This is a genomic window from Bacillus sp. D386, from assembly GCF_006346415.1.
Map to the genome: position 1 here is coordinate 356,024 of NZ_VEMV01000003.1, position 23,330 is coordinate 379,353.

22 protein-coding genes, 2 pseudogenes and 1 riboswitch are annotated in these 23,330 nt (G+C 37.0%); of the genes and pseudogenes, 15 read left to right on the forward strand and 9 right to left on the reverse strand.

Annotated elements, in window-relative coordinates; genetic code table 11:
* Positions 1–52 precede the first annotated feature (52 nt).
* Positions 53–1,966, forward strand: a complete 1,914-nt coding sequence (locus FHY45_RS10560) for an NAD(P)/FAD-dependent oxidoreductase (RefSeq protein ID WP_139891844.1) — start codon at positions 53–55, stop codon at positions 1,964–1,966.
* A gap of 207 nt (positions 1,967–2,173) precedes the next feature.
* Here FHY45_RS10560 and FHY45_RS10565 read toward each other — a convergent pair whose 3' ends face one another.
* Entirely contained in the window at positions 2,174–3,325 is a 1,152-nt protein-coding gene (locus FHY45_RS10565) for a YhgE/Pip domain-containing protein (RefSeq protein WP_139891845.1), read from the reverse strand.
* A gap of 129 nt (positions 3,326–3,454) precedes the next feature.
* Here FHY45_RS10565 and FHY45_RS10570 point away from each other — a divergent pair, with 129 nt between their 5' ends.
* From FHY45_RS10570 to FHY45_RS10580, 3 genes are all read left to right on the forward strand, one after another.
* The gene (locus FHY45_RS10570; protein ID WP_139891846.1) at positions 3,455–4,039 is read left to right on the forward strand and encodes a TetR/AcrR family transcriptional regulator; all 585 of its coding nucleotides are present in this window, start codon (positions 3,455–3,457) and stop codon (positions 4,037–4,039) included.
* Positions 4,040–4,255: 216 nt separating this feature from the next.
* A complete protein-coding gene (locus tag FHY45_RS10575) occupies positions 4,256–4,735 on the forward strand; it encodes a metal-binding protein (RefSeq protein WP_180349953.1) in 480 nt (159 codons plus the stop codon).
* Positions 4,736–5,171: 436 nt separating this feature from the next.
* On the forward strand, positions 5,172–5,414 hold the full coding sequence (locus FHY45_RS10580) for a hypothetical protein (protein ID WP_066103409.1): 243 nt from the start codon (positions 5,172–5,174) through the stop codon (positions 5,412–5,414).
* A 389-nt stretch (positions 5,415–5,803) separates the two neighbouring features.
* On the opposite strand, the pseudogene FHY45_RS10585 reads toward FHY45_RS10580, so the two are convergent.
* Positions 5,804–6,118, reverse strand: a pseudogene (locus FHY45_RS10585) (transposase); the annotation flags it as partial.
* 41 nt (positions 6,119–6,159) lie between these two features.
* Positions 6,160–6,609 (reverse strand): NanQ anomerase/TabA/YiaL family protein, encoded by a 450-nt coding sequence (locus tag FHY45_RS10590; RefSeq protein WP_066103412.1) that lies wholly within the window; start codon positions 6,607–6,609, stop codon positions 6,160–6,162.
* Between the two features lie 354 nt (positions 6,610–6,963).
* Positions 6,964–7,010: riboswitch (PreQ1 riboswitch) on the forward strand.
* 125 nt (positions 7,011–7,135) lie between these two features.
* Here FHY45_RS10590 and queF point away from each other — a divergent pair.
* From queF to FHY45_RS20935, 4 genes and pseudogenes are all read left to right on the forward strand, one after another.
* The gene (gene queF, locus FHY45_RS10595; protein WP_066103416.1) at positions 7,136–7,636 is read left to right on the forward strand and encodes a preQ(1) synthase; all 501 of its coding nucleotides are present in this window, start codon (positions 7,136–7,138) and stop codon (positions 7,634–7,636) included.
* 54 nt (positions 7,637–7,690) lie between these two features.
* Complete coding sequence (queC, locus tag FHY45_RS10600) at positions 7,691–8,362, forward strand: 7-cyano-7-deazaguanine synthase QueC (RefSeq protein WP_066103419.1); 672 nt, start codon at positions 7,691–7,693, stop codon at positions 8,360–8,362.
* The gene (locus tag FHY45_RS10605) at positions 8,362–8,901 is read left to right on the forward strand and encodes a VUT family protein (RefSeq protein WP_066104272.1); all 540 of its coding nucleotides are present in this window, start codon (positions 8,362–8,364) and stop codon (positions 8,899–8,901) included. The genes queC and FHY45_RS10605 overlap by 1 nt, the downstream gene beginning before the upstream one ends.
* Before the next feature lie 50 nt (positions 8,902–8,951).
* Positions 8,952–9,112, forward strand: a pseudogene (locus FHY45_RS20935) (IS3 family transposase); the annotation flags it as partial.
* Positions 9,113–9,176: 64 nt separating this feature from the next.
* Here FHY45_RS20935 and FHY45_RS10615 read toward each other — a convergent pair.
* The 5 genes from FHY45_RS10615 to FHY45_RS10635 form a co-directional block, all read right to left on the reverse strand.
* Positions 9,177–9,887, reverse strand: a complete 711-nt coding sequence (locus FHY45_RS10615; RefSeq protein ID WP_066103422.1) for a hypothetical protein — start codon at positions 9,885–9,887, stop codon at positions 9,177–9,179.
* Between the two features lie 392 nt (positions 9,888–10,279).
* Positions 10,280–11,941 carry an FAD-dependent oxidoreductase gene (locus FHY45_RS10620; protein WP_139891848.1) on the reverse strand — a complete coding sequence of 554 codons (1,662 nt, stop codon included), beginning with the start codon at positions 11,939–11,941 and terminating at the stop codon, positions 10,280–10,282.
* Between the two features lie 544 nt (positions 11,942–12,485).
* Positions 12,486–13,031 (reverse strand): serpin family protein, encoded by a 546-nt coding sequence (locus tag FHY45_RS10625; RefSeq protein ID WP_139891849.1) that lies wholly within the window; start codon positions 13,029–13,031, stop codon positions 12,486–12,488.
* A gap of 29 nt (positions 13,032–13,060) precedes the next feature.
* A complete protein-coding gene (locus tag FHY45_RS10630; RefSeq protein WP_180349954.1) occupies positions 13,061–13,516 on the reverse strand; it encodes an SMI1/KNR4 family protein in 456 nt (151 codons plus the stop codon).
* 362 nt (positions 13,517–13,878) lie between these two features.
* Positions 13,879–14,448 carry a biotin transporter BioY gene (locus FHY45_RS10635; protein WP_139891851.1) on the reverse strand — a complete coding sequence of 190 codons (570 nt, stop codon included), beginning with the start codon at positions 14,446–14,448 and terminating at the stop codon, positions 13,879–13,881.
* Positions 14,449–14,648: 200 nt separating this feature from the next.
* Between FHY45_RS10635 and FHY45_RS10640 the strand changes: the two genes are divergently transcribed.
* Positions 14,649–16,181 carry a hypothetical protein gene (locus tag FHY45_RS10640; protein WP_139891852.1) on the forward strand — a complete coding sequence of 511 codons (1,533 nt, stop codon included), beginning with the start codon at positions 14,649–14,651 and terminating at the stop codon, positions 16,179–16,181.
* Positions 16,182–16,284: 103 nt separating this feature from the next.
* Here FHY45_RS10640 and FHY45_RS10645 read toward each other — a convergent pair whose 3' ends face one another.
* Complete coding sequence (locus FHY45_RS10645; protein ID WP_139891853.1) at positions 16,285–16,569, reverse strand: hypothetical protein; 285 nt, start codon at positions 16,567–16,569, stop codon at positions 16,285–16,287.
* An 88-nt stretch (positions 16,570–16,657) separates the two neighbouring features.
* Here FHY45_RS10645 and helD point away from each other — a divergent pair, with 88 nt between their 5' ends.
* The 6 genes from helD (at position 16,658) to FHY45_RS10675 (ending at position 23,097) form a co-directional block, all read left to right on the forward strand.
* Positions 16,658–18,898, forward strand: coding sequence for an RNA polymerase recycling motor HelD (gene helD, locus FHY45_RS10650; protein WP_257469025.1), 2,241 nt, complete (start codon positions 16,658–16,660; stop codon positions 18,896–18,898).
* A 126-nt stretch (positions 18,899–19,024) separates the two neighbouring features.
* On the forward strand, positions 19,025–19,933 hold the full coding sequence (locus tag FHY45_RS10655; RefSeq protein ID WP_066103443.1) for an ABC transporter ATP-binding protein: 909 nt from the start codon (positions 19,025–19,027) through the stop codon (positions 19,931–19,933).
* Positions 19,930–20,685 (forward strand): ABC transporter permease, encoded by a 756-nt coding sequence (locus FHY45_RS10660; protein ID WP_066103446.1) that lies wholly within the window; start codon positions 19,930–19,932, stop codon positions 20,683–20,685. The genes FHY45_RS10655 and FHY45_RS10660 overlap by 4 nt, the downstream gene beginning before the upstream one ends.
* 23 nt (positions 20,686–20,708) lie before the next feature.
* Positions 20,709–21,614: a DUF1848 domain-containing protein gene (locus FHY45_RS10665; RefSeq protein ID WP_139891855.1), complete on the forward strand. Its 906-nt coding sequence runs from the start codon at positions 20,709–20,711 to the stop codon at positions 21,612–21,614.
* Between the two features lie 47 nt (positions 21,615–21,661).
* A complete protein-coding gene (locus tag FHY45_RS10670) occupies positions 21,662–22,522 on the forward strand; it encodes a CvfB family protein (RefSeq protein WP_139891856.1) in 861 nt (286 codons plus the stop codon).
* Between the two features lie 11 nt (positions 22,523–22,533).
* Complete coding sequence (locus FHY45_RS10675; protein ID WP_066103452.1) at positions 22,534–23,097, forward strand: HAD-IA family hydrolase; 564 nt, start codon at positions 22,534–22,536, stop codon at positions 23,095–23,097.
* Positions 23,098–23,330: the final 233 nt, after the last annotated feature.

Sequence of the window (23,330 nt, forward strand, 5' to 3'; positions counted from 1 at the left end):
CTTCTGGCATGGTTTTGATCGAATTCGTCCCTTTTAATGAGGTGGCCACAAAATGTTGGTATTAGAACCTATTAAAGTCGGAAATTTGGAACTGAAAAACAGATTTGTTATGGTTCCAATGGGAGCAGAACTCGGAAATTTTGATCCAAGAACAGTAGATTACTATGTTACCAGAGCAAAGGGCGGAGCATCGATGGTGATGACAACCGTTATTGCAACAGAAGCTATCGATGGCCATACCCCTGCATCCACATTGACAGAAGAAAGTTTTGCAGGCTTTAAAGAGCTAGTGGATAGGGCCCATGAATTTGATTGTAAAATCTGCCTTCAAGTGGTGCCCGGAATTGGATTAGGTGGTATAGGAGAGGGCAGGCTAAAGCCTGCTTCAGCATCAGCTTTACCATTGTATCCCGGTGCTAATATAACCTTTGAAGAATTGACGATTGATGAAATTAAGTTTATACAAGGTGAAATCTCGAGAACAGTAAAATTAGCGAAGAGAGCAGGAGCAGACGCCATTGAAATCCATGCTTATGGCGGGTACCTGACAGATAAATTCATGACCAAACGATGGAATATCCGCCAGGATGAATATGGCGGAAGCTTTGAAAACAGGATGAGATTTTTAACAGAAATAATCGATGTCATCAAGGAAGACCTTGGAAGTGACTTCCCTCTCCTTGTTAAATTTACCCCGGATCATTTCTTGCCAGTAGAAGAAGGGTACAGGGGAATTGAAGAAGGAATAGAGATTGCCAAACTATTAGAAAGCAAGGGTGTCCATGCATTACATGTTGACGCTGGCTGTCATGATAATTGGTACATAGCAATGCCGCCTATTTACCAGCAGGATATGGTTCCACAAATGATTTCATCTGCTAAAATTAAGGCTGTCACGTCTTTGCCAGTTCTTTCAAATGGGCGCCTGGGTGACATTGAAAAGGCTGAAGCTGCACTTCGAAATGGTTGGATTGATATCGCGGGAGTTGGAAGAGAGTTTTTGGCAGACCCAAATTTTCCAAAGAAAGTGATGGAAAATAGAACGGACGAAATCAGACATTGCATTTATTGTAATGAAGGCTGTATTGCTACCGTTGCTGCTGGTAAGAGCATAAACTGCGCCGTCAATCCTCTTACGGGCTATGAGGGATTGAAAGAATTGAAAGCAGCAGATGAATCGAAGCGGGTTCTAGTGATAGGTGCTGGTCCTGGCGGCTGTCAAGCTGCCATAACTGCTGCAGAAGCAGGTCATGATGTGGAAATATGGGAGAAAAAAGCCTATCTAGGAGGGAACTTTCATAATGCCTGTATGCCTCCGTTTAAGCGGGATGGAATGAAAATTCTCGATTATTATCGGACAAAACTTGACCGGTTAAATATCTCGATTAGGTATTGTAAAGAGGCAACGGAAGAAGCGATATTATCCTATAAAGCAGATTTGGTGGTTCATGCTACCGGTGGCAATCCTATAATGCCAAGTGCAATCAAGGGACTGAATAAGAGCCATGTTTACACAGCAACAGACGTTCTGCAAAATCAAGCTCTTCTTGGAAAAAAGATATCGGTTATTGGCGGCGGGCTAGTCGGCTGTGAAACCGCAGTTGTGCTTGCAAATAAAGGAATGCAGATCACTATTATCGAAATGGCTGAAAAAATGTTACCTGAACCTTTATTTATACAAAATGCAATGATGTTAAACCAGCTTTTGCAGCACCCAAATATCACGTTTAAAACATCTGCTAAAGTAACAGAAGTACTAGATCAAGCCGTAGAAATTGAGGTAAACGGCAATAAAGAATGGAATGATTGTGATAGCGTTGTGGTAGCAGCAGGATTTTCGCCTAACAATCATCTATATCACTCTTTAAAAAATAAAACGAATATTGTTAACGTTGGTGATAGCGTGAAGGTTAGAAAAGTACTTGATGCAGTACACGAAGCATATGATGCGGTCTTAAATTTGTAGAATTATAATAAAAAGCTGAGACAAATCTACGAATGAACAAAAAAGCCGGCAGAATTTTACGAGGAGTAAAAATCTGCCGGCTTTGATTTTGAATCTAGTGATGTCCCTGCCTCTATTCAGCTTTATTTATATAAGAGCACAGATCCAGTTGGAATGACTGAAGTCGAATATTTATAATGTTGTCAGAGCACATCATTATAAATAAGCTTATTTAGCATTAGTTTTTTTTGCACGCACTGGTTTAAAAATAGATAGAACATACATCACTAACCCTGCAATACCAATTCCTAAAATGGTGTTGAATGATTGGCCAGTGTAGAAGCCGCTGCCGAAGTAGAAAATTTCACGTAAACCTTCAGAGGCAAAGCGGATAGGAACCCAAGGGCGAATGAAGTTTACAAAGAAATCAGGAAGCATTTCTTGTGGTGTCATTAAAACACCCATACCTAACAGCATTACAACCATGAATAAGGTAATGGCTGGTTTACCGATCCATGCAGTTACTCCGGAGACTAATAAAAAGAAACAGAAGGCTGCAAACGATACGAACGAACCAACCAAGAAGTAGCTAGGCATATTAATACCAGCGATTAAACCAAGCGTTGCAACGGTAAAACCAGAGAATAGGGCAATAATTATGCCGAATAATGCTTGACCTCCCATTAGGTGTAACGCTTGTTTCCGAGTTAATAATTCTTTTTTCAAAATGTTTGAAGAAGCTAAAAATACTATGAAACCACCGATTAACGCACCTACCCAAGCAGGAACTGCCATTAAGGTTGGAGCACTTCCGTTTGCAGTTGAGGCTGTAACGGCATTGAATACTTTTTCTTCAGAAACAATCGGATTCACAAGTACAGCTGCCTTGTTAGCCTCGATTTGTTGACCGTCCATTTGCGCAATAAAATTTGAAGAATATTGGTTGTTTAATTGGGTAATTAAAGCAGTTAAAGCAGTCTTAGCATAGTTCGCACCAGTTATGTTATAACCTTGGTTAATATATACCTGTAAAGTTGCTGGAGAGTTGTTAGTCAGCGCATTTTGCAATGTATCATTATAACCTTCAGGAATGACTAATGCAGCATAATACTGTTTATCATCAAATAAATCTTCAATATCTTCTTCTTTTTCATTTGTAAAAGCTAACATTGGTTCTTCGCCGTCAGTGCCTTTACTCATTTGTTCAACTGCCGATTTCACGGCATCTACATGTACGCCTTCATCATTTACTATAAGTGCAACTGGTAAATTTCTTACTTGTGGGTTACCTTGAGCAAATAAATTTAATGAGAATAACGCAATAATTAAAATTACTGCAATAGGAGCAGCCCAAGCTAATTTTTCTTTAAATAATCTCAATCAATTTCTTCCTTTCTTAATAAACAACATATTGTTCAGTAATATTTATTCATTTTATAATCAAGGTATAAACAGAAGCAATGAACAAAAGTGAACAGCTTGTTCATTTTTAGAAATAGAGGGATTTTTGTGAGTATTTATGAAGAAAAAAACCGTAAAACTAAACAACTAATTCAAATGTCATTTTTGCAAATTTTAGAGAATAAGCCGTTTGAACAAATTACGATCGGGGATATAACAAAAACCGCACAAATTAATCGAGGAACTTTTTATTTACACTATCAAGATAAATTCGATTTGCTTGATCAAATAGAACAACAATTGTTTAGAGATTTAGGAAATCATATTGACGAATTACAATCTCGCTACTCTTCCATACATACATTTGAAAATGGACAAGAGCAAATAGCTGCTTCTCTATTTAGTTCAATTAAAATGCATGCACCAATATTAAAAATTTTCTTAAGCGATCATGGTAGAGCAGGTTTTCATATTAGATTCAGGGATGCCTTTTCAGAAAAAGTACGTTTGAATTTAGAGAAAAATGATAGCATTAATGCAAGGTTAAAGGCCCCTATGGAATATTTTTTATCTTTTATCACATCTGCTTTTTTAGGATTAGTCGAACAATGGGTTCAAAATGGTTTAGACAAAACACCAGAAGAAATGACAGCTCTATATATTGATATTATTTCTTTTATTCAAAAGAAGTAATGCGACTTTTGAATCTGGGAAAATTCATTCTACAATTCTGAATCATGCCTAGATAAAAAACCAAAATTATTGGCTTTTTTGTTTTTTCGACGACGAACAGAAGAGCGAACACTTGTTTTGAGCGAAAATGTGTTCCCAGCTCTGATTATCCCCTATAATGGAAAACAATGGCTGGTTCAGGAGAACCGTCATAAAAGAACAAAACGGAGGATTAGGGTGGCAAACGGAAAAGCGCATAAGAAAATAAACCTAGTATTTTTAGCTATTGGAATTGGGGCCGTATTGATCAGTTCTCAACAATATGTGCATGGGATTTCCGTGATTATAGGATATCTCTTCGGCACTTATTGGATGAACCCTGATTTGGATATAAAAAGCAATCCGTATCGGAGGTGGGGATTCTTACGGTTCATGTGGATTCCCTACCAAAAATTTAAGCATCGCTCCATCTGGACACATGGGTATGTGATTGGAGATATCATCAGATATCTGTATGTGATGGCTTGGATCATGCTGGGAGCAGGAGCGATGAGTATCCTGACAGATGTGCCATATGAAATTTATATCAATCATTTAGAGGAATTCGTTATTCAACATAAGTTGTCTTTCTTATCCTTTATTGTCGGGAATATGCTTTCATCTACCGCACACATTTTGACCGACCATGCTTCAACCACTTTCAAAAAGGTCTTTTAGCCAAAATCCAAATCCCTTTTCTGCTAGGAGAAAAGGGATTTTTAGCATTTCAAGATGGCTTGTCGTTCGTCAAACTTCAATATGTTCTCTCAAATCGAAGCCATTTTAAATACTCTTCGTCTTAAAAATAGGCTGTTTTCGTAAAGATTGTTGCTTTATAAAAAAGGCTGGTTTATATCCATTTTATGGTACGGTTAGATTATAGTAGCTTATTGAACAAACGGGGCAGGTTAGCGAAAAAAGGACTTATATTATTTTTAAAGACATATATATAATAATGGTTTTACATACCACCGGGAAAATAAACGACATATATAAAGACATCAAGCTTGACCAAGGCATTATAATTAAGTTCAAGAAAGAATGTCCTCAAAGAGAATATATTTATACAAAATGGCTTGTAAGCTATTTTGTCGAACGATTAGGGGGTAATATGGTGAGTGAAATAGATAAACGCAACAGATTAAAGGAAGAGCCATTCAATTACCAAATAACGAAAAAAGGGACAGTGATCATCTATTACGAAGGCAAGCAAATCAAAATTGTAAAGGATGGGAAGGCTGCGCAACTTATAGAAAAATTAAATGCAGCAGAAGATATAATGGAAGTACAGCTTTTATTAGCTAAAATTACAGGGAACTTTAAACACGGCAACGAAAAAAACGGTAAAAATAAATAAACAAATTCATTCCTCGGAGATTTGGCTATAAAAGACGCTGCTAGAAATTTATAAATAAGGATCTTTTATATATCAATGTTGATTATACAAAGACAGGATGGCAGTGAAAGACGGGCGATTCCTGCCCGAGCAGTGGGACAGGTTAGATCCCAAATTATTAAACAGTGGCGTTCATCCTAGAAAGATTAATGCTTTTTTGTGGTTGAATATCTTGTTGAAGTAAAGGGGCAGGTTCGTATTATATAGTTCAGCCAGAACTTTCTGGTTGAACTTTTTTCATTTGAATTTAATCTATCAGTAGCCAGGGTAGAACGTAAGGGGCAGTGGGACAAATGATCCCGTCCGCTAAACTGTTCACCCCCTACTTGTAGAAATATGTTTGAGGCTGGTTCATCTCTACCTCCACGCTTCTTAGCCTTTCTATCAATTACTTCTCGGCCTTTGAAAGACTCTTTGAAAAAGGTCTCATCGCTTTCGAAAATTCCTTTTAAAGTTTGAAATCTCAATGAACGAAGGGCAAAAAGCACCTTATGTCGCCAGTAAAATGCGGTAGACAAATGGATTTTTAGTCTTTTGGCAATCTTCGGCAAGGTGTAACCCTCAACTATTAAATGAAAGAAAGTAGACCACTTTCCAAGATAACGAGTGCCAGATATAGGAGTGTTAGTTAGGTCGTTGAAAAACTTTCCGCAATCACGACAAAGATTAAGAGAGGCAAAATCATGAATTGATTTTGCCTCTTCCATTAATCACACAATACTTTTACTACTGCTTTTTTTACAGTTTGCGGTTGTTGCACACAAACACCTGGCATATGAGCATCTTGGGGCATAAACACAGCAAAACATCCTTCTTTCACGATAAGATGATTACCCTCGCCATTCAAGAACATAACATCATTTTCTTTTTGTTCCTCTACGACTTCTGTATCTTCCTTATTTGTATAAACCATTCTTTCCTCGCCTTTAATGACGTATTGGATATCCGTATATGAGTAATGAGCTTCCAGGCGACAGTCTTCAATGAGCTTTGTTTCATACTCTTGAATCATTACGAAGACCTTGTCATTTTCAATTTCATACTTTCCTACCGGCAAGGCTTGCAAATCATTTTCCATTAAAAAAGCGAAGGCTTTCTTTAATCTAGGATGCACTCCATCATATAATGGAGCATTTGATAACTGATCGATAATCATATATGTTTCCTCCGATACGTAATATAAGTATATAAAATAGTAACATAACCAGTAATAGCGATACAAGAACTTGTATACAAGTCTGGTTCGTATGATATGAAAAACCGAAGGAGAAAGAAATAATTGAGTTTGATTAATAAACCATCAAACCTTTAGATAATAGTCATCTGGCCATTTATTTGTGTAAAATTGCCAAAATACTTTTATCGTCTAACTTGTGTTTATCATTTTTAGCTCAGCTCCATATTTTATGAAACACCCGTGATTCAACTTACATCTGTTAACTTTTTTCCTTTTATAACCATTATCGGGTGTGATATGATAAGATGTAATTAAAATAATATCTGAAGATTTTCAGGAGAGGTTCATAGCGGATACCCTCTATAAAAAACTATGGATACATGTCATTCTCGCCATGTCCATATATTGGACGTGGCTTTTTTGACTTTCTAAGTAGTTATTTTTATAGAAAAAGAGTATGGCCCTCCTTGGAATGATTAGATATCTAATTCAAGGAGGGTTATTTATGTCTGGTCGACAACAAACAGAAGGATTAGAGGATTTAACGTTATTGGGAAATCAAAATGTGAAGTATGCATTTAATTATGCACCTGAAGTATTAGAGTCTGTAGATAATTTACATTCAGACCGTGATTACTTTGTTAAGTTTAATTGCCCTGAGTTTACAAGTCTTTGCCCAATTACGCAGCAACCGGATTTTGCGACCATGTATATTTCGTATATTCCAAATAAAAAAATTGTAGAAAGTAAGTCACTAAAATTATATTTATTTAGTTTCCGCAATCATGGAGACTTCCACGAAGACTGTGTCAATATCATTATGAATGACTTAATTAAACTGCTGGATCCTCGTTATATCGAGGTATGGGGCAAATTTACTCCACGCGGGGGTATATCAATCGACCCTTGGTGTAACTATGGCCGTGCAGGTACGAAATATGAAGAAATCGCAAATCATCGCTTAATGAATCACGATTTATATCCCGAAAAAATTGATAATCGCTAACTGAGTGTTACCACAATTCGTTAAAATCCTTTTATCTTGGGAGGGGGAAAGATCATGAAGCAAGAAAAAGCATTAGTCGTGTTTAGCGGCGGACAAGATAGTACGACATGCTTGTTCTGGGCAATGAAAAATTTTGGAGAGGTAGAGGTTGTGACATTTAATTATGGGCAACGACATGCATTAGAAATTGAATGTGCAAAACAAATCGCTAATGAATTAAACGTCCATCATCATATTTTAGATATGTCATTACTTAATCAACTTGCTCCGAATGCATTAACACGCGCTGATATTGAGGTGAAGGATGGTGCGGAAGGAGAGTTGCCATCAACGTTTGTACCGGGTCGCAATTTATTATTTTTATCTTTTGCAGGTGTATTAGCGAGACAAATTGGTGCAAAGCATATTATTACAGGTGTTTGTGAAACAGATTTTAGCGGATATCCAGATTGTCGTGATATTTTTATAAAATCATTTAATGTCACAATCAATTTATCAATGGAAGAAGCCTTTGTTATACACACACCTTTAATGTGGTTGAACAAAGCAGAAACATGGTCCTTAGCAGATGAATTAGGTGCATTTGATTTTGTGAAAGAAAAGACCTTAACGTGTTATCACGGTATTAAAGCGGACGGCTGTGGTGAATGTCCCGCTTGTAAGCTGCGTCTGCAAGGAATGCACACATATTTACATACCAAACAGCATATAGGAGGATCAATATGATACGCATTCTATTCTATTTAGTATCAATTGTAACGGCAAATGTACTGACAGCGCGCTTTGCTCCATTAGAATTTTGGATATTCATTATTCCAATGGGATCGTTCTTAATTGGTGCAACCTTTATCTTCCGTGATTTGGTTCAAAATAAACTTGGTCGTAAGAGGACCTATGGTTTTATTTTCTTAGCTTTAGTATTATCAGCAACTGCATCTTATTTATTAGGAGATACTCTAATTATCGTCGCAGCCTCTGCGCTATCATTCTTAATCGCAGAAACAACAGATACAGAAATTTATACACGTTTAAAACTTCCGATGGCTTGGCGTGTCTTTTATAGTGGAATGGTTGGTGGTTTATTAGATTCAGTTGTGTTCGTCATTGTAGGACTAAGCCCATTAGGAGCTGGATATATTCCTTGGTCAGCTGTACCAGCTGCAATTATTGGTCAGATTATCGTGAAAACGGTTATGCAAATGATTGGTGCATATCTATTAGGGCAAGGGTTGTCTTATAAAGAAAAATATCTGGCGAAAGTATAAAAAAGTACAATAAACAAAAAGAACTATCAAATGGCTTTTCCGATACGGTCAAGGGCTTATTGAAGTCCGAGCTTCTTTTTCTCCGGGAATTTAAGAGTTTGGAGTATTTTGAGAAAGAAATGGCGGACTATATCCATTATTACAATCACAAAAACAAATGAAGGCGAAATTAAAAGACCTGAGTCCAGTTGAATACAGAACTCAGGTCTTGAAGCAGCCTAATTATATATGTCTAAATTTCTTGAATCAGATCACAAGGGAACCGCTTTTATTTCTTAATGTTTACAGGAAATCACTTTTACACTTTTGACTTTTCCTTTTACCGCTTCTGGCAGATATTCATACGTTTCAAATGGCTTTGGTTGGCCTTTTTTCAAGCTGTCCGCATAGCCTGACAAGACTGCGACCATTTGGTTATTTTCATCTAGTAAAACGGCTGCATAGGATGCATCAAACTCTTCATCTGTCGAATTCACAAGTTTGCCTGTTACTGTGTACATTTTGTACTCATCTTCTTTTAATACAGGGTTTTCCACATTAACACCGACATATTCCTCAGATGCCTTGTCATACTCAGGCACGCAATACACTTTGGCGATGTTCTCTTGTTTGATAGGTTCTTCAATAAAGAGGGTATTCGAAATATAGGTTTTCTCCCCTGGATTGACAATGTGCGGGTAACTGCTTCCGCCCATTTGGGCACCTAATACATTTCCGTCTTTGTCTTCTGCCGCTAAGTCAGAAGAATACAACACTGCTGGGATGTTGCTGGTATTTTCCAGTTCGGCATAGTAGTAAATGGTCGTGTCATCACCGGTTTCGATATAATATTTTTCTTGGGTGAATTCCAAGTTGACTTCCTGCTGATCGTTTTCTTGAACGTTAGTGGTGGTAGAAGTTGTTTCATTGTTTGTGTCTTTTGTTGCGTTCGAACAAGCCGTCAACAACAACGCTCCAAACATAATAATGAAAAATCGCTTCATCACTGTTGTGCACTCCTTTGGTGAAATTAGGATCTTATTATAGCATGGAAGGGAGAGGTATTTTACTGTAATTTCCATTTACAAATAATTTCCAGTTAGAGATGTTGCGTTAATGAAGAACGAAGGAGGAGAACAACATGAATAATTTTTTTGAGAACTGGCATATGAATTTCCAAAGAATCTAAAAAACGTGAATGAAGCACTGAGTAAAAAAGAACAAGTATCTGGTTGTTCTTTTTGTCTGTATTACCATGGAACGGTCTTTAGTACGGTTAACCATTTTAAAAATGGAGGTATTTTTCCTTTTGTATAAAAGAAGAAAGATATTGATAGAAATAACAAAAGCATAAGAACTTTAGCTGTTCAAATGCTTTTGTCTGGGTTTAAAAAGTCTCTTATTTTTTATCCTTACAGTGCATGGAAGCTACGTAACCAAAGGTCATACCTGGTCCCAATGTTGCTCCTGGCCCAGGGTAAGAATGCCCCATAATGGATGATGAGCAGTTACCACAAGCGTATACATTATCAAATACAGTGCCGTCTTCTTTGACAACCCTTGCTAATTCGTCTGTAACTACCCCGCCTTTAGTGCCGATATCCCCTGGGTAGACTTTCATTGCATAGTAGGGGGCCTCATTGATTTCAAGTAAATTTGGATTTGGCAAAGAAGGATCGCCGTAATATCGATCATGTGGTGTTTCTCCTCTATGGAAATCTAAATCTTTTCCGTTTCGTGCAAATTCATTGAATCTGTTCATTGTTTTAACTAAATTTCCTTGTGGAATATTTAATTTGTTTTCTAATTCTTCGACTGTATTTCCTTTCAAAACAACACCATTCTCATAGTATGCTTGAGGGAAATCTTGCCCGGGGAATAGGCCAGTAAATATATATCTTTTCTTGGCTCTTGCATCTAAAATAATCCAGGAAGTGATGGCTTTACCGTCTGTTTTTTCATTATGTTCATACATTTTATCAACGAATTCATGATATGGAGTCGGTTCATTAATATATCGATTTCCGTCTTGGTCAACGATAATCATATTCGGCAAGCCTCTATCCGCTACTAAGAAAAATGGCATACCCAAATGATTAATGACAGTAGGTGCACCCCAAACTCTGTCCATTAAACCAAACTTCGCATTCAATTTTGCGAAAGGCTCAATAATATCACCAGTTTGACCTTTTGGTGAGCTTGTCCAACTCACATCTTGTGGACTTGGAAGATATTTATCTCTCTTTTCTTGATCCCGAGAAAATCCACCTGATCCAAAAATTAAGCCTTTATTGATTTTGATTGTTACTTGTTTACCGTTTTTGTTTACGATTAGGCCTGTTACTTTATCATTTTCGTAAATAAAATCAACAAATGGTGAATCAAGCCAAATTTCACCGTTTAAATCTTTGTAAGTTAGAGCCAATCGAGCTATTAAAGCTCTACCTAATGCGGCATAATCTTTTTTGAATAATTTATGCTTAATTAATCGCCATCCAAGTGTTAAAGAAGCTCTTTTTCCTGCCCAGGACCTGGTGATCATATTCACTTTAACGAAATCCTGTCCTGTCATAACGAAACCTTTTGTATCCATAGCAGGAGGGAGAAGCTTGCTCTTCCAATCTTCTAATTTATTTAAATCAATTACTTTGGGCTCGATCGACCGGCCGATCCCTTTTCCACCCGGATGTGTCGGGTAATAGTCAGAGTAATTATTTGCATAGGAGAATCTCATATGTGGGCTTAAATTATGCATATAATCCAGCATTTCGATCCCTTTTTTCAAATAGGTTTCTTTAATTGTATCACTTACTAAATCACCTACAGTGGAATCTAAATATAATTTAGCCTCTTCAAAACTATCGGCTACACCAGCCTCAACTAAATATCTGTTATTCGGAACCCATACACCGCCGCCTGATAAAGCAGAAGCTCCTCCAAAATGCTTTTCCTTTTCAATTAGCAGTGTACTTAATCCCTCTTTTTTTGCAGTAATGGCGGCAGAAAAACCTGTTGCTCCAGAACCGACTACTACTACATCATATTCGTAATCCCAACCCATTAAAAAATCCCCCTTTGAGTAGTATCTGCGCAAAATAACAAAACCCCTAAATAGAAACCGTTAAATATTCAGACAATTAAATTTTACAGTATTTAGAACAGATTATACAATAATATTTGGAAATATTTATTAAATATCAATCAGTAGAAGGACTGAATTGACCCATACTTAATAAATGAGATAAGCATAGAGAGTGAAACGAGAGTTTATTGTAGAAAAATATATAATGTTACACCTGGTATTTAAGAATAATTTAACGAACAATGCCATTCCAATAGGGTGGAAGGTTAGTTTACCAATGGATGCTCAAAAGAAAATAATAGTTGTTATTGAGTTGGCACTTTGAAAATTACAAAATGGTAGATAAATAAGAATTGATGAAGATTAGATAAAGGAGGATCTCTGGATATGTTTTATCGTCTAGATATGTGAAGGGAAATAATCCAAAATAATCAGATCCCGATCAACTTTAGAGGTCAGGATCTTTTTATAGGTTAGAGTGCTCTAATTAGTACACTGTAATTTTTTCTTTTCTTAAAAAAGCTTATATTATCTTAACTTCTACCCAAGCATCGGTAAGAGGGATTCCCCCCAATGTTGCCTCTTTAAAGAATTGTTCTATTGAATCGAATGACTGATCTGCACCAGTGAGACTTTCCAATATCCATTTATTATCTTTCTGTATAACATGGTAGCTATTGTCTTTATACATAAAGCTGGATACGACATTGTAACCATAATCAGTATTTTCTCTTACCATTTCCATCTTTAAATCTTCTATAGAGTAATTAATTTTTTCTGTAATCATATCAGCATAGCTTCTCACATCAGAATCTGTATCATTTTTAAATAGTTCAATGAATTTCTTTAAGGTATCTTCACTAAATTGGTAAGTATAATCATTCCAAATTTTATTAGCTATAGAGATACTTAAATCATCATCAGGATGTTCGCTCAATTGTAATAACTTTTCGCCATACCAATCTAAATCTGCTTCCTCATCAATAGTATCAAATTGGATAATTTCAGAAAGTGTTTCAGCATCATCTTGTTCGATTAACGATTCAAAGTCTTCCTTACTATATGTCACAATAGAATAGTCTTCGTCATCTGGTAATTCTATTTCCCTACATATAAGTTTTCTAGAAAATCGTCAAAGTTTCTAGCGAGTGTTATTACTTGTGAAATCTCATCATTATTATCTACGTACACAATTGGCGGATTTGAAGAAGTATGCCGATAATCAAAGGCCAGCCAGTAATGACCATCACCATTAAACAAAACAAGGCCTTTAGGCATTTTCCATTCTTCTATTAATTCTTCACTATCTAGTATTCCTCCATTTTTGCCAATTCCATCGAGGTATTCTACTTCTATGAATAAATCGTCAAATACTTCATGCTTGGGAGCGGGATGAGCATTGTAGATGATACTCCCGCCGTTTTGATCTTTTAATAATTTTATGTAGGATTCTGGAAGTTTAACACCCAGCTTTTTTTCGGCCATTTCAATAATTGAATCAGTGACCGGTAGTGGTTTGTAACCTACATCTTTATCCCATATGCTGCTTTTCAAAATCTCTTCACCTAATTTCATATAAATTATTGCTCAATATATAATTCTACAAAGTTCCATTTAATCCTTTACATATATTGGTTGATGGATAATCTTTTGTGTGACTTTAAATAAAATTTGTTTTTAAGAAAAAATGAAAGGAGTATAGAGGAAATGTTGACTAGTGGGCACTCAAATAGGGTGCCTTTTATTTGGTTTTACAGCACGAATTATATAGTTTTGCATATTTTCTATGGAGTATCTAGTTGCTTTTATGATAACTAGTAGAAATATAATCAGTAATAGAGAAGCTGATAAAAACATACTTTATATCGGCTTACAGATAATACCTTCCCAATATAGCAAAAGATACTCCACCTAATTCAAAGGGAGGAGTATCTTTTTGCTTGAGCTGGTAATAGTTTAGCAGAGTTCAAGCGCTGCCTTATAGTGATGCCGAACCATGCGGCTAGGAATGCTTTAATGATGCCGACTGGTAAAAAAGGATAAATACCTGTTACTAAAGCTTCCTGCCAGGTAAGTGCTGCAAATAGTTTTAACCAAACGCATCCAACGGTTAAGGTGATACACATACCGATTAGGTTTGCGAAAAAAGCTTGACTGTATGTATAGGATGTTTTTTCTAACCATAGCCCAATCAGAAAGGCTGTCGGAATGAATCCGATTAAGTAACCGCCCGTTGGTCCAAATAAAATACCTAATCCGCTTGTGAATTGAGAGAATACAGGTAAGCCTATAAGACCGAGTGTTAAATAGACTAATACTGTAATCGTACTGTGTCTGGATCCCAAGATGGTTGCCACAATCCCAACGGCTAATGTTTGTCCTGTAATAGGAATGAGAGGCAAAGGAATGGTGATTTGGGCTAACAGACAGATGATGGATGCACACATTGCTGCGAGAACTAGCTTTTTCGTTTTATCATGAGCCATAGACAGTCACCTCAACTGAAAAATAAGTAAACCAATTTAAATAATAGGTTAACATATTTTATGGGAAGTTAACAAGATTTGTTTAATAAATAAATGTAAAATTTAAACTATTATAATTTATTGAAAATTCTACCAAATTAAACTAATATAGTGATATTATTTAAATGAGTATAAAGATCTAGAGATTAAGGGGGATTCATTTGAGTAAGAAGGCTATAATTATACCAATTATTACAGGTTTTATCATGTTGCTGCTTTATTATGTGTACAATGTAAGACTGGAAACAACTCTGCCTGATGATGGGTGGGGAAGATCAAGCAATTTGAAAGCATCATCAAAATATCCAATGGAATATTACAGTTATCAAATAGATGATGAGTTACACATTTTTATGCCGGATGAGACAGATGTTTCTCACAAAGTATTGGATCAAAATTTCAACATGTTAAAAGAAGAATCTATCCAAGCCGAAGTGGCGCCGGCAGAACCAATTTGGGCGTCCGAGGGTCAGCTGATTTATATGGATGATGATAAGTTAACCATCAACCAAGAGGGAACGGATCAGGTAATCGCTCAAGACATTACTTCTTTTTCACCTACCCAAGCTGGAGTTCTCTTTTGGAATCAGAATGAACTAAAAGAATATAATGCAGGTACAGGTCAAACAAAGCTTATACATACATATGATCAACCTATTTACACAGGATTGCAGGCTAAAAATGGTAAGTCCTTTTTAGTAGGACTTCAAATATCTGATTCCGAGGTTCATTTTTATTCATTGTATAATGGAAAATTAAAAGAGCTGCTCGAGCATTCAGCAACTGGCGGGGAAACAATTGAGAATATCATCTATGATGCCGGAGACAAAAAAGCTACAGCTATTATCGAAAAATATTCGATGGCACAGGGACAAAGGGCCTATCAAGCGTTGGAGTTAAGCTTTGATTTAGCTACTTCAAAAGTTGAAAAAAATGAGAAGTATACTTTTTATGATGAGAAGAATGGGAGTGAGTTAGATAATCCTCGATATTTGCAGATTTCCTACCAGGATGATAAGCCGGCAATTTTATTTGTTGCTGAGGGCAGTCGAGTTGCAAAGCGTTCTGGGTATAATGTTTACTATGCCACGCAGCAAAAAGGAGCCTGGGTAGCTGAGAGGAGAAGTAATACGGAAGACACACCTGCCAGACCTCAATGGCTTGATCAGAATTATATAACTTGGCAAACGTTTGATGGGAAGGAATATGTGTTGAACGGCACAACGGATGATGATCGATATATCGAATCTTCACAAAAAATAACCAAAGAAGATTATACCTCCGCTCTATATTATTCTATTTCTGGCATATTCAGCGGCTTTTTTATGCTAGTGCTTGGACTAGTATGGGTTGTTCCTCCATTGGTCTTTTACGGAATCCTGTCGTTTATCAAGAGTGATATTTTCGAAAGGAATGAACGCAGTTGGGTAGAGCCGGTGGGAATTCTGCTCTATATCGGTACTATGATCTATATGCTGAATGAGGTCTTATCAGAAAGGTCATTCTTTGCGGCTCCATCATATTTAAACTTCGATGGTAGCTTGATTATTTGGCCTTTAATCATCAGTATTGTTACGTATATGATCTATCGCTGGGTGATGAAGGAAGATACAGGTTTATTTGCTGGATTATTTTACTACATAGGCTATAATTTATTAGTTATGACCTGTTTATTTGGGCCATACTTATTGTGAATAACGTTAAGAAGAATACCAGGCAATCATGAAACGATTGTCTGGTTATTTTGTCGTATCGGGTGTATGAATATAACGTCACCTGCAAAATCCCAAAATCAATTTAGTAAGAGATTTCACTGCTCGGTTTATATAAATCAATATAATGGATGGGTAAATCACTAGTGAATGTAATTATTCGTTTAAATATCTTAAAATGAGTGAAAAATTCATCAAATAAGAGAGGTTCCTGTGAATTAAAGTCATACACGGACAAAAATTGTTCCATTATTTCACACGTCTCCGGGTCATTCAATATTCCATGAACTTCAAGCGGCACTTCAAATTTTAAATAAAGATGATCTAACCCAAAATCAGAAAAGACCAAAGCGATTTGATTTCTGTACATGATTCCACCTCCAATAAGCAGTATGGTGATTTGTTTAGTCTTTCAAACAGGAATTCTTGAAATATATAAAGAAAGGATAGGTGAAAGAGTGATAAGTAGTATAAATCAGGAGATTGAAGAGGAGAAACAACGGCTCGAATTTATAAAAAAATACATGCAGGTTGTCATTGATACAGCTGAAACAAACAAAGAACAATTTATGGAAAAAATGAAGGACATTTTTAAAGATGAAGACTGGGTAGAGAGTGCGGGGTATTCGCAGCTTTTAACGAGTGCAAGCTTCTATCAGCTATCAAGGTCCGAACTGGAAAGTTTAATTAAGGCGATACCTAAACCATATTTTGCGCGGGTTGATTTCACTTCTCGTGAGGCTGGCGGAATGGAGAAGCTTTATTTTGGAAAGACATCCTTATTCCAACGTGACAATCAGGAGCAATTGATCATCGATTGGCGTTCACCTATTGCTAATTTATACTATGAAGGCCGGTTGGGAGAAGTGAGTTACACATCAGAAGGTGAAACTTATGACGGAACCATTAGTCTAAAAAGGCAATTCATCATTGAGGATGGAGAGTTGCTTGACATACGGGATATCGATGTTACGACGGTGGATGAATTATTGCAGGAGTCTCTTGCCGGCAGTTCTGCCAATCGATTAACAGAGATTGTTGCAACGATTCAGGAGGAGCAGAATCAAATCATACGAGCGGATTTAAATAAACCTATTATTGTGCAGGGAGCTGCAGGAAGTGGGAAGACAACTATTGCTTTGCACCGTATTTCATATTTTTTGTATCACTATAAAGATGTATTCCAGCCTGAGCAATTATTAATTTTAGCACCAAGCTTTTTATTCCTTGATTATATTTCAGAGGCACTCCCGGAACTCGGTGTTGAGAAAGTAAGGCAAATGACCTTTCAGGGATATGTGGAAGAGGTGCTGGGGAAGAAAATTAAATTGACAGAGGATACTAAGCTTTGTGACATCCTCAAGGATCAACAATTCGTTCACATCTCAAGCATCAAAGGTTCCTCTCTATTTCAAGGGGTGCTTGACCATTATGTTGAAGAAATAAAAACCAGTTTAATGGTGCATGAAGACTTTCGGGTTGATAAGTTTAAATTGTATACAGCAAAACAGTTTAATCATCTTTTATACAATGAGTATACATATTTGCCGCTTTATAAACGAATCGAGAAACTAAAAAAAGTCCTTCAAAATCAAGTACGTTTGAATAAAGATAAAATGCTGAAAAAAGTAGTTCAGCATTATGAGGTCAGAATTGACAGGGCCTTAAACTGGAAGGGTGATGAGAAAAAGCGGAAGCAATACATTTCGCTGGCTTTGGATAAAAAAGAGGCGAGGATCAATGATCTGAAAATGGAAATCAAAAAAGCCGTCCAGGATTATATGAGCTATTTTGATAAGAGAGATATATGGACACTTTATAAAGAATTATACAGCGACCCGGACAGGCTGGTTCAATACTCAGATCATAAACTCAGTAAAAAAGAGGCGTTAGAGCTTTGCGAAAGCAGTCAGAATATCTTTTCTAAGAAAAAATATGAGCTTGAGGACTTGGGCCCTATTCTGTATTTATATGCAAAAATTTATGGAGTTAAGCCGGAGAAAAAGGCAAAGAATGTAGTGATTGATGAGGCGCAGGATTATAGCTTTATGCAGCTTCAAGGGCTTAAAACAGCTTTGGAAACAGATATGTTTACCCTTGTCGGTGATTTGGCGCAGAGCATCCATTCTTACCGGGGAATAACCGACTGGCAGGAAGTAAGAAAATCCATTTTTCCAAGAGCCATTTATCGAGAGCTGAAAAAGAGTTACCGAACAACCGTCGAGATTATGAATGAAGCCAATCAATTATTAAAACGGCTATCCACTTCATTTCCGGAGGTTGAACCAATCATTCGACATGGCAAACCACCTGTATTTTTAGAGATCACATCTGATGAGGAATGGGCTGAACAGATGTCTAATCAAGTAAGGAAGTTAAAGGAAGAAAAATTCAATACTTTCGCGATTATTACAAAGACTGAGGAAGATGCAGCGATTGTAAATTCCATTCTTAAACAGCATACTGAGCTAGACCTCTATTTACTTGAAGAAACGACATCTATTCCAAAGGATAAAATAGTAATTGTACCGTCGTACTTAGCGAAGGGATTGGAGTTTGATGCTGTATTTGCTGTCACATATAATGAAGTATACTCGGATAACCATGAGATCGATATTAAACTATTGTATGTTGTAATGACCAGAGCTCTTCACCGACTGATACTAATGGGGAAACAGAAGAGGGCATTTATTCTCTAACATTTGTTGGAGAAAATGTCCCTTTTTCTATTTGTTTTGGAAAACACGTTTACCGTATATAGGTAAGCGGTTGTAAGTAGTGTAAAATAGATAAGTAGATTGGATTAGGGAGGTAAGGCAGGGAGAATGAGAAATACAGTTTTAGAAGTCAAATCAATCAGCAAACAAATAGCTGGTTCTGATATCCTTAAAAATATCAGCTTTGAAATAGAAGAAGGCGAAATTTTCGGCTTAATTGGACCCAATGGTGCTGGAAAAACGACCTTAATTCGAGTGATTTGCGGACTTATGAAGAAAAATGCCGGCCAGATTAGAATCATGAATCACGAGGTAGGAACGTCTTTTGTTGACGCCATCAAACATGTAGGAGCTATTATTGAAAATCCAGCCTTTTACGATTATTTAACTGGGTGGCAAAATTTAGAATTATACGCTAATTTATATTCGAATATATCATCTGATAGAATAGAAGAAGTTGTTGAATTAGTCAACCTGACAGAAAGAATCGATGACAAGGTACATACATATTCGTTAGGAATGAAACAGAGATTAGGAGTCGCCCAGGCCATTTTGCACAAACCGAAGATTTTGATTTTGGACGAGCCAACAAACGGGTTGGATCCAGAAGGAATGCGTGACTTACGCAATCATCTTCTCTATTTGGCCAAAGAAGAGAATATATCGATTCTCATTTCCACTCATCTATTATCTGAGGTTGAAATGCTTTGTGATCGAATTGGCATCATAAAAGCGGGTGAATTATTGGAGATCACAAATGTAAAAATGGATCATCATGTGCTTATTATTGAGGTGGATGATATCCAACATGCTCTGGCTGTATTAGATGCAAATTATGAGGTTATTTCATATAAGGGAAATCTTATTCGCTTATCAGTTGAGAAAAAGGATATCCCGATGCTTAATGAAATGCTGGTTCTGAATAAAGTGAGCGTGTATCAGCTTGCTTATGACCAAAATCAGTTGGAAGACACCTTTTTACAGACGATTTCAGCGAGGGAGGTTGGAATTTCGTGAGGTCATTACTTTATAACGAACACTATAAAATGACAAATAACAAAATGGTCAGATACTCCTTTCTGGTGATGCCTTTGTTGATTTGTTTATTACCATTCTTTTTTACAAAACTGATTAAAGGAACAGACGGAAATGTGATTGACTTTATGTCTGTGCTATCCAACTTCCTAATCATCACGATATTTCTAGCGATTGGTTTGGCGGGGAGTATACTGGCTAATGAATTTCAAACAGGAACAATTAAACTGTTATTGATCCGTCCGAGAACAAGGTCAATGGTCTTATTTGCCAAATGGCTTACGATTCAATTGTATGGTATATATTTATTAACCACTACATTTATCTTTTCCTGGCTTATTGGAGGAATCATTTACGGCTTTGGAGCGGGCTATGGGCTTATGTTTCAAAAGTTATTGTTAACGTATGGAATTACGTTTTTGGAATTGATGCTGATTTCAACCTTTACATATGCAGTATCTGTCGTATTTAAAAATAGTGCCTTTGCAATTGGGTTTGGAATAGCTGCGTTACTTGGCGGGAAGTTTGTAACGGAAATTGCAGAGTTGCTGGAGCTGTCCCTTGGCAAGATTTTGCTCTTTGCCAATACACAGTGGGACCAATACTTATTCGGTAATACACCTATCCTGTCTGGAATGTCACCAGGCTTTTCGATCATCATCCTTATCATGCATTTCATTTTCTTTTATGGTGTTGCTTGGTTTTTCTTTGCAAAAAGGGATATAACAGTATAAAGTAAAGGCCTGAAAGGGTGAGAATGATGATTATTAGTGCCAGCAGGAGAACAGATATACCTGCGTTTTACTCTGAGTGGTTTATGAATCGAATCAGAGAAGGCTATTATATGAAGGTGAATCCTTTTAATCGTCATCAAACAAAGAAGGTTTCACTTTTGCCGGTAGATGTGGATGCAATTTGTTTTTGGACAAAGAATCCAAAACCGATGAATCCCTATATTCCTGAATTGGTGGAGATGGGCTACCGTTTAATGTTTCAATATACTCTAAATGACTATCCAAAAGAGATTGAGCCAGGGATGCCAAGTTTATCTAACAGAATGAAAGAGTTCCAGTATATATCTGATTTAATCGGGCAGGAGAAAGTAATCTGGCGATACGATCCCATTGTGTTAAGCAATAAAACGAATGTGGAGTATCATATCGAGCGATTTACTCATATAGCAAAACAATTATCCGGGTTTACTACGCGTGTAGTGATTAGTTTTCAAGATTTTTATACGAAGACAAAAGGTAGACTTGCTAATCTGGAAAAGGTGGAGGGCTATCAATTCGATGACTGGCTTGACCCTAACAATCGGTCAGCTTTAAATGCATTGACCCGTACCATTGGTTCAGTTTGCAAGCAATATGGAATGGTACCAGAGACTTGTTCGGAGATTATTGACTTGGATACACACGGAATCAAACATGGCGCGTGTATTGATAAAAACTTTATTGAAGAAGTATTTAACCTGCAATTATCCGGTAAAAAGGATAAATACCAACGGGCTGAATGTGGGTGCATGGAGGCAGAAGAGATGGGTTCATATGATACATGCCCATTTGGCTGCGTATATTGCTATGCGGTAAGAAGTCCGAAGCTGGTGCAGACAAATAGACAAAAACATGATCCAACTAGTCCTTATTTACTGATAAACGGGTAAAATAATGATATACTTAAGGATCGTATAAAGGAAGCGGTGAAGAGTTAATGAGTTATTTACAACCAGGTATTAAAGCAACATTAACAGTGGAAAGAGAGGTTTCATTCGGATACTTTCTTTCTAATGGTGAAGAAGATGTTTTGCTTCACACACATGAAATCGTTGGTGATCTTGAAATAGGGCAAGAAATAGAGGTTTTCTTATTTAACGATAAAGAAGGCCGATTGACAGCCTCCATGAAATTGCCAACCATTACTGAAGGTGAATATGATTGGGTTCCGGTCGTGGATGTTCATCCAAGCCACGGGGTTTTCCTTGATATCGGACTTCAAAAGGATTTATTGATCTCCAGTGACGATTTACCAAAATTAAAAAGCCTATGGCCAGAAGTAGGAGACCAGCTTTATGTTACATTAAAAGTCGACAATAGAGGCAGAATGTTTGGTCGTCTTGCTACTGAAACCGTTGTACAGGAATTAAGCGAGCATGCTCCTGAATCAATAAAAAATAAAGATTTTGAGGGAAGAGCTTACCGTTTATTAAAAGTAGGCACCTTTATTTTAACAACAGAAGGGTACCGCTGTTTCATTCATGAGAGTGAACGTGCGAATGAACCAAGGCTGGGTGAATTGGTCAAGGGCAGAATTATTGAAGTTAAGCCTGATGGCAGTACAAACGGCTCGTTGCTGCCACGTACGCATGAACGCCTTGATGAAGATGCGGAAGCAATCTTTACTTATCTTGAAAGCCGCGGGGGCAGCATGCCTTATTGGGATAAATCGGATCCGGAGTCTATCCAAAAACGTTTTGGTATGAGTAAAGCAGCTTTTAAACGTGCACTCGGCCGACTAATGAAGGATCGCAGAATTACACAAGAGGATGGCTGGACGAAGATAACGAAACAATAAGGGGAATGGATATGAATATACTTTGGGACTTTGACGGCACTTTATTTGATACCTATCCCGGTTATGCGAGAATGGTCAAAAGTGCAGTGGAGACACCTCTTTCGGAGGAAGAAATCTTTTCCTTGCTAAAGGTGTCGTTTGGCCATGCGTTCAACGAACTTAAGCTAACCGAAGAACAAATTAAACATATTCATATACTTGAAAGGCAGTTAAAGCCCTTGGATTTCAAACCGTTTCCGGGAGTGAAGAATGTGCTGGAGGCAGCGGATTTAAATGTAATCATGACGCATAAATACCGTGAAGGTGCCGAGAGTATTTTAAAAGCAAACGGAATGGATCAATATTTCACAGAAATAGTAGCCATTGATGACGGATATCCAAAAAAACCTCATCCGGCAAGCTATCAGTACCTGCACGATAAGTACCGTATTGATCTCGCGGTTGGGGATAGGGAGTTAGATATTTTACCTGCCAAAAGTATTGGAATCAAAACCTGCTTATTTCAGAATGATACGCCAGGTGCGGATTATTATGTTAATAGCTATGAAACGTTTTTTGAGATTGTTAAAAGATAAGTTAAGTTCAACAGGTGGAGAGAGAACAAATTGTTCTTTCCCACCTGTTTTGCTTTTTATGGATAGATTATAACGAATCCCTTGCTGGAAATAGATTTTTAACATATATACTTTACTAATAAGATTGCTGGATTAGGAGAAAAGAATAGATATGAGGTTAAATAGCCATTAATAGAGCCGTTATTCAGAATAATAGAGCCAATTTTAGTGATAATAGAGCCGATTCTGACTAG

Excerpts from the sequence above, each read along its gene's own strand:
- FHY45_RS10560 (WP_139891844.1), top strand. The coding sequence starts at position 53 with ATGTTGGTATTAGAACCTATTAAAGTCGGAAATTTGGAACTGAAAAAC.
- FHY45_RS10590 (WP_066103412.1), bottom strand. The coding sequence starts at position 6,609 with ATGATTATCGATCAGTTATCAAATGCTCCATTATATGATGGAGTGCAT.
- queF (WP_066103416.1), top strand. The coding sequence starts at position 7,136 with ATGTCTGGTCGACAACAAACAGAAGGATTAGAGGATTTAACGTTATTG.
- queC (WP_066103419.1), top strand. The coding sequence starts at position 7,691 with ATGAAGCAAGAAAAAGCATTAGTCGTGTTTAGCGGCGGACAAGATAGT.
- FHY45_RS10620 (WP_139891848.1), bottom strand. The coding sequence starts at position 11,941 with ATGGGTTGGGATTACGAATATGATGTAGTAGTAGTCGGTTCTGGAGCA.
- FHY45_RS10635 (WP_139891851.1), bottom strand. The coding sequence starts at position 14,448 with ATGGCTCATGATAAAACGAAAAAGCTAGTTCTCGCAGCAATGTGTGCA.
- FHY45_RS10645 (WP_139891853.1), bottom strand. The coding sequence starts at position 16,569 with ATGTACAGAAATCAAATCGCTTTGGTCTTTTCTGATTTTGGGTTAGAT.
- FHY45_RS10655 (WP_066103443.1), top strand. The coding sequence starts at position 19,025 with ATGAGAAATACAGTTTTAGAAGTCAAATCAATCAGCAAACAAATAGCT.
- FHY45_RS10665 (WP_139891855.1), top strand. The coding sequence starts at position 20,709 with ATGATGATTATTAGTGCCAGCAGGAGAACAGATATACCTGCGTTTTAC.
- FHY45_RS10670 (WP_139891856.1), top strand. The coding sequence starts at position 21,662 with ATGAGTTATTTACAACCAGGTATTAAAGCAACATTAACAGTGGAAAGA.
- FHY45_RS10675 (WP_066103452.1), top strand. The coding sequence starts at position 22,534 with ATGAATATACTTTGGGACTTTGACGGCACTTTATTTGATACCTATCCC.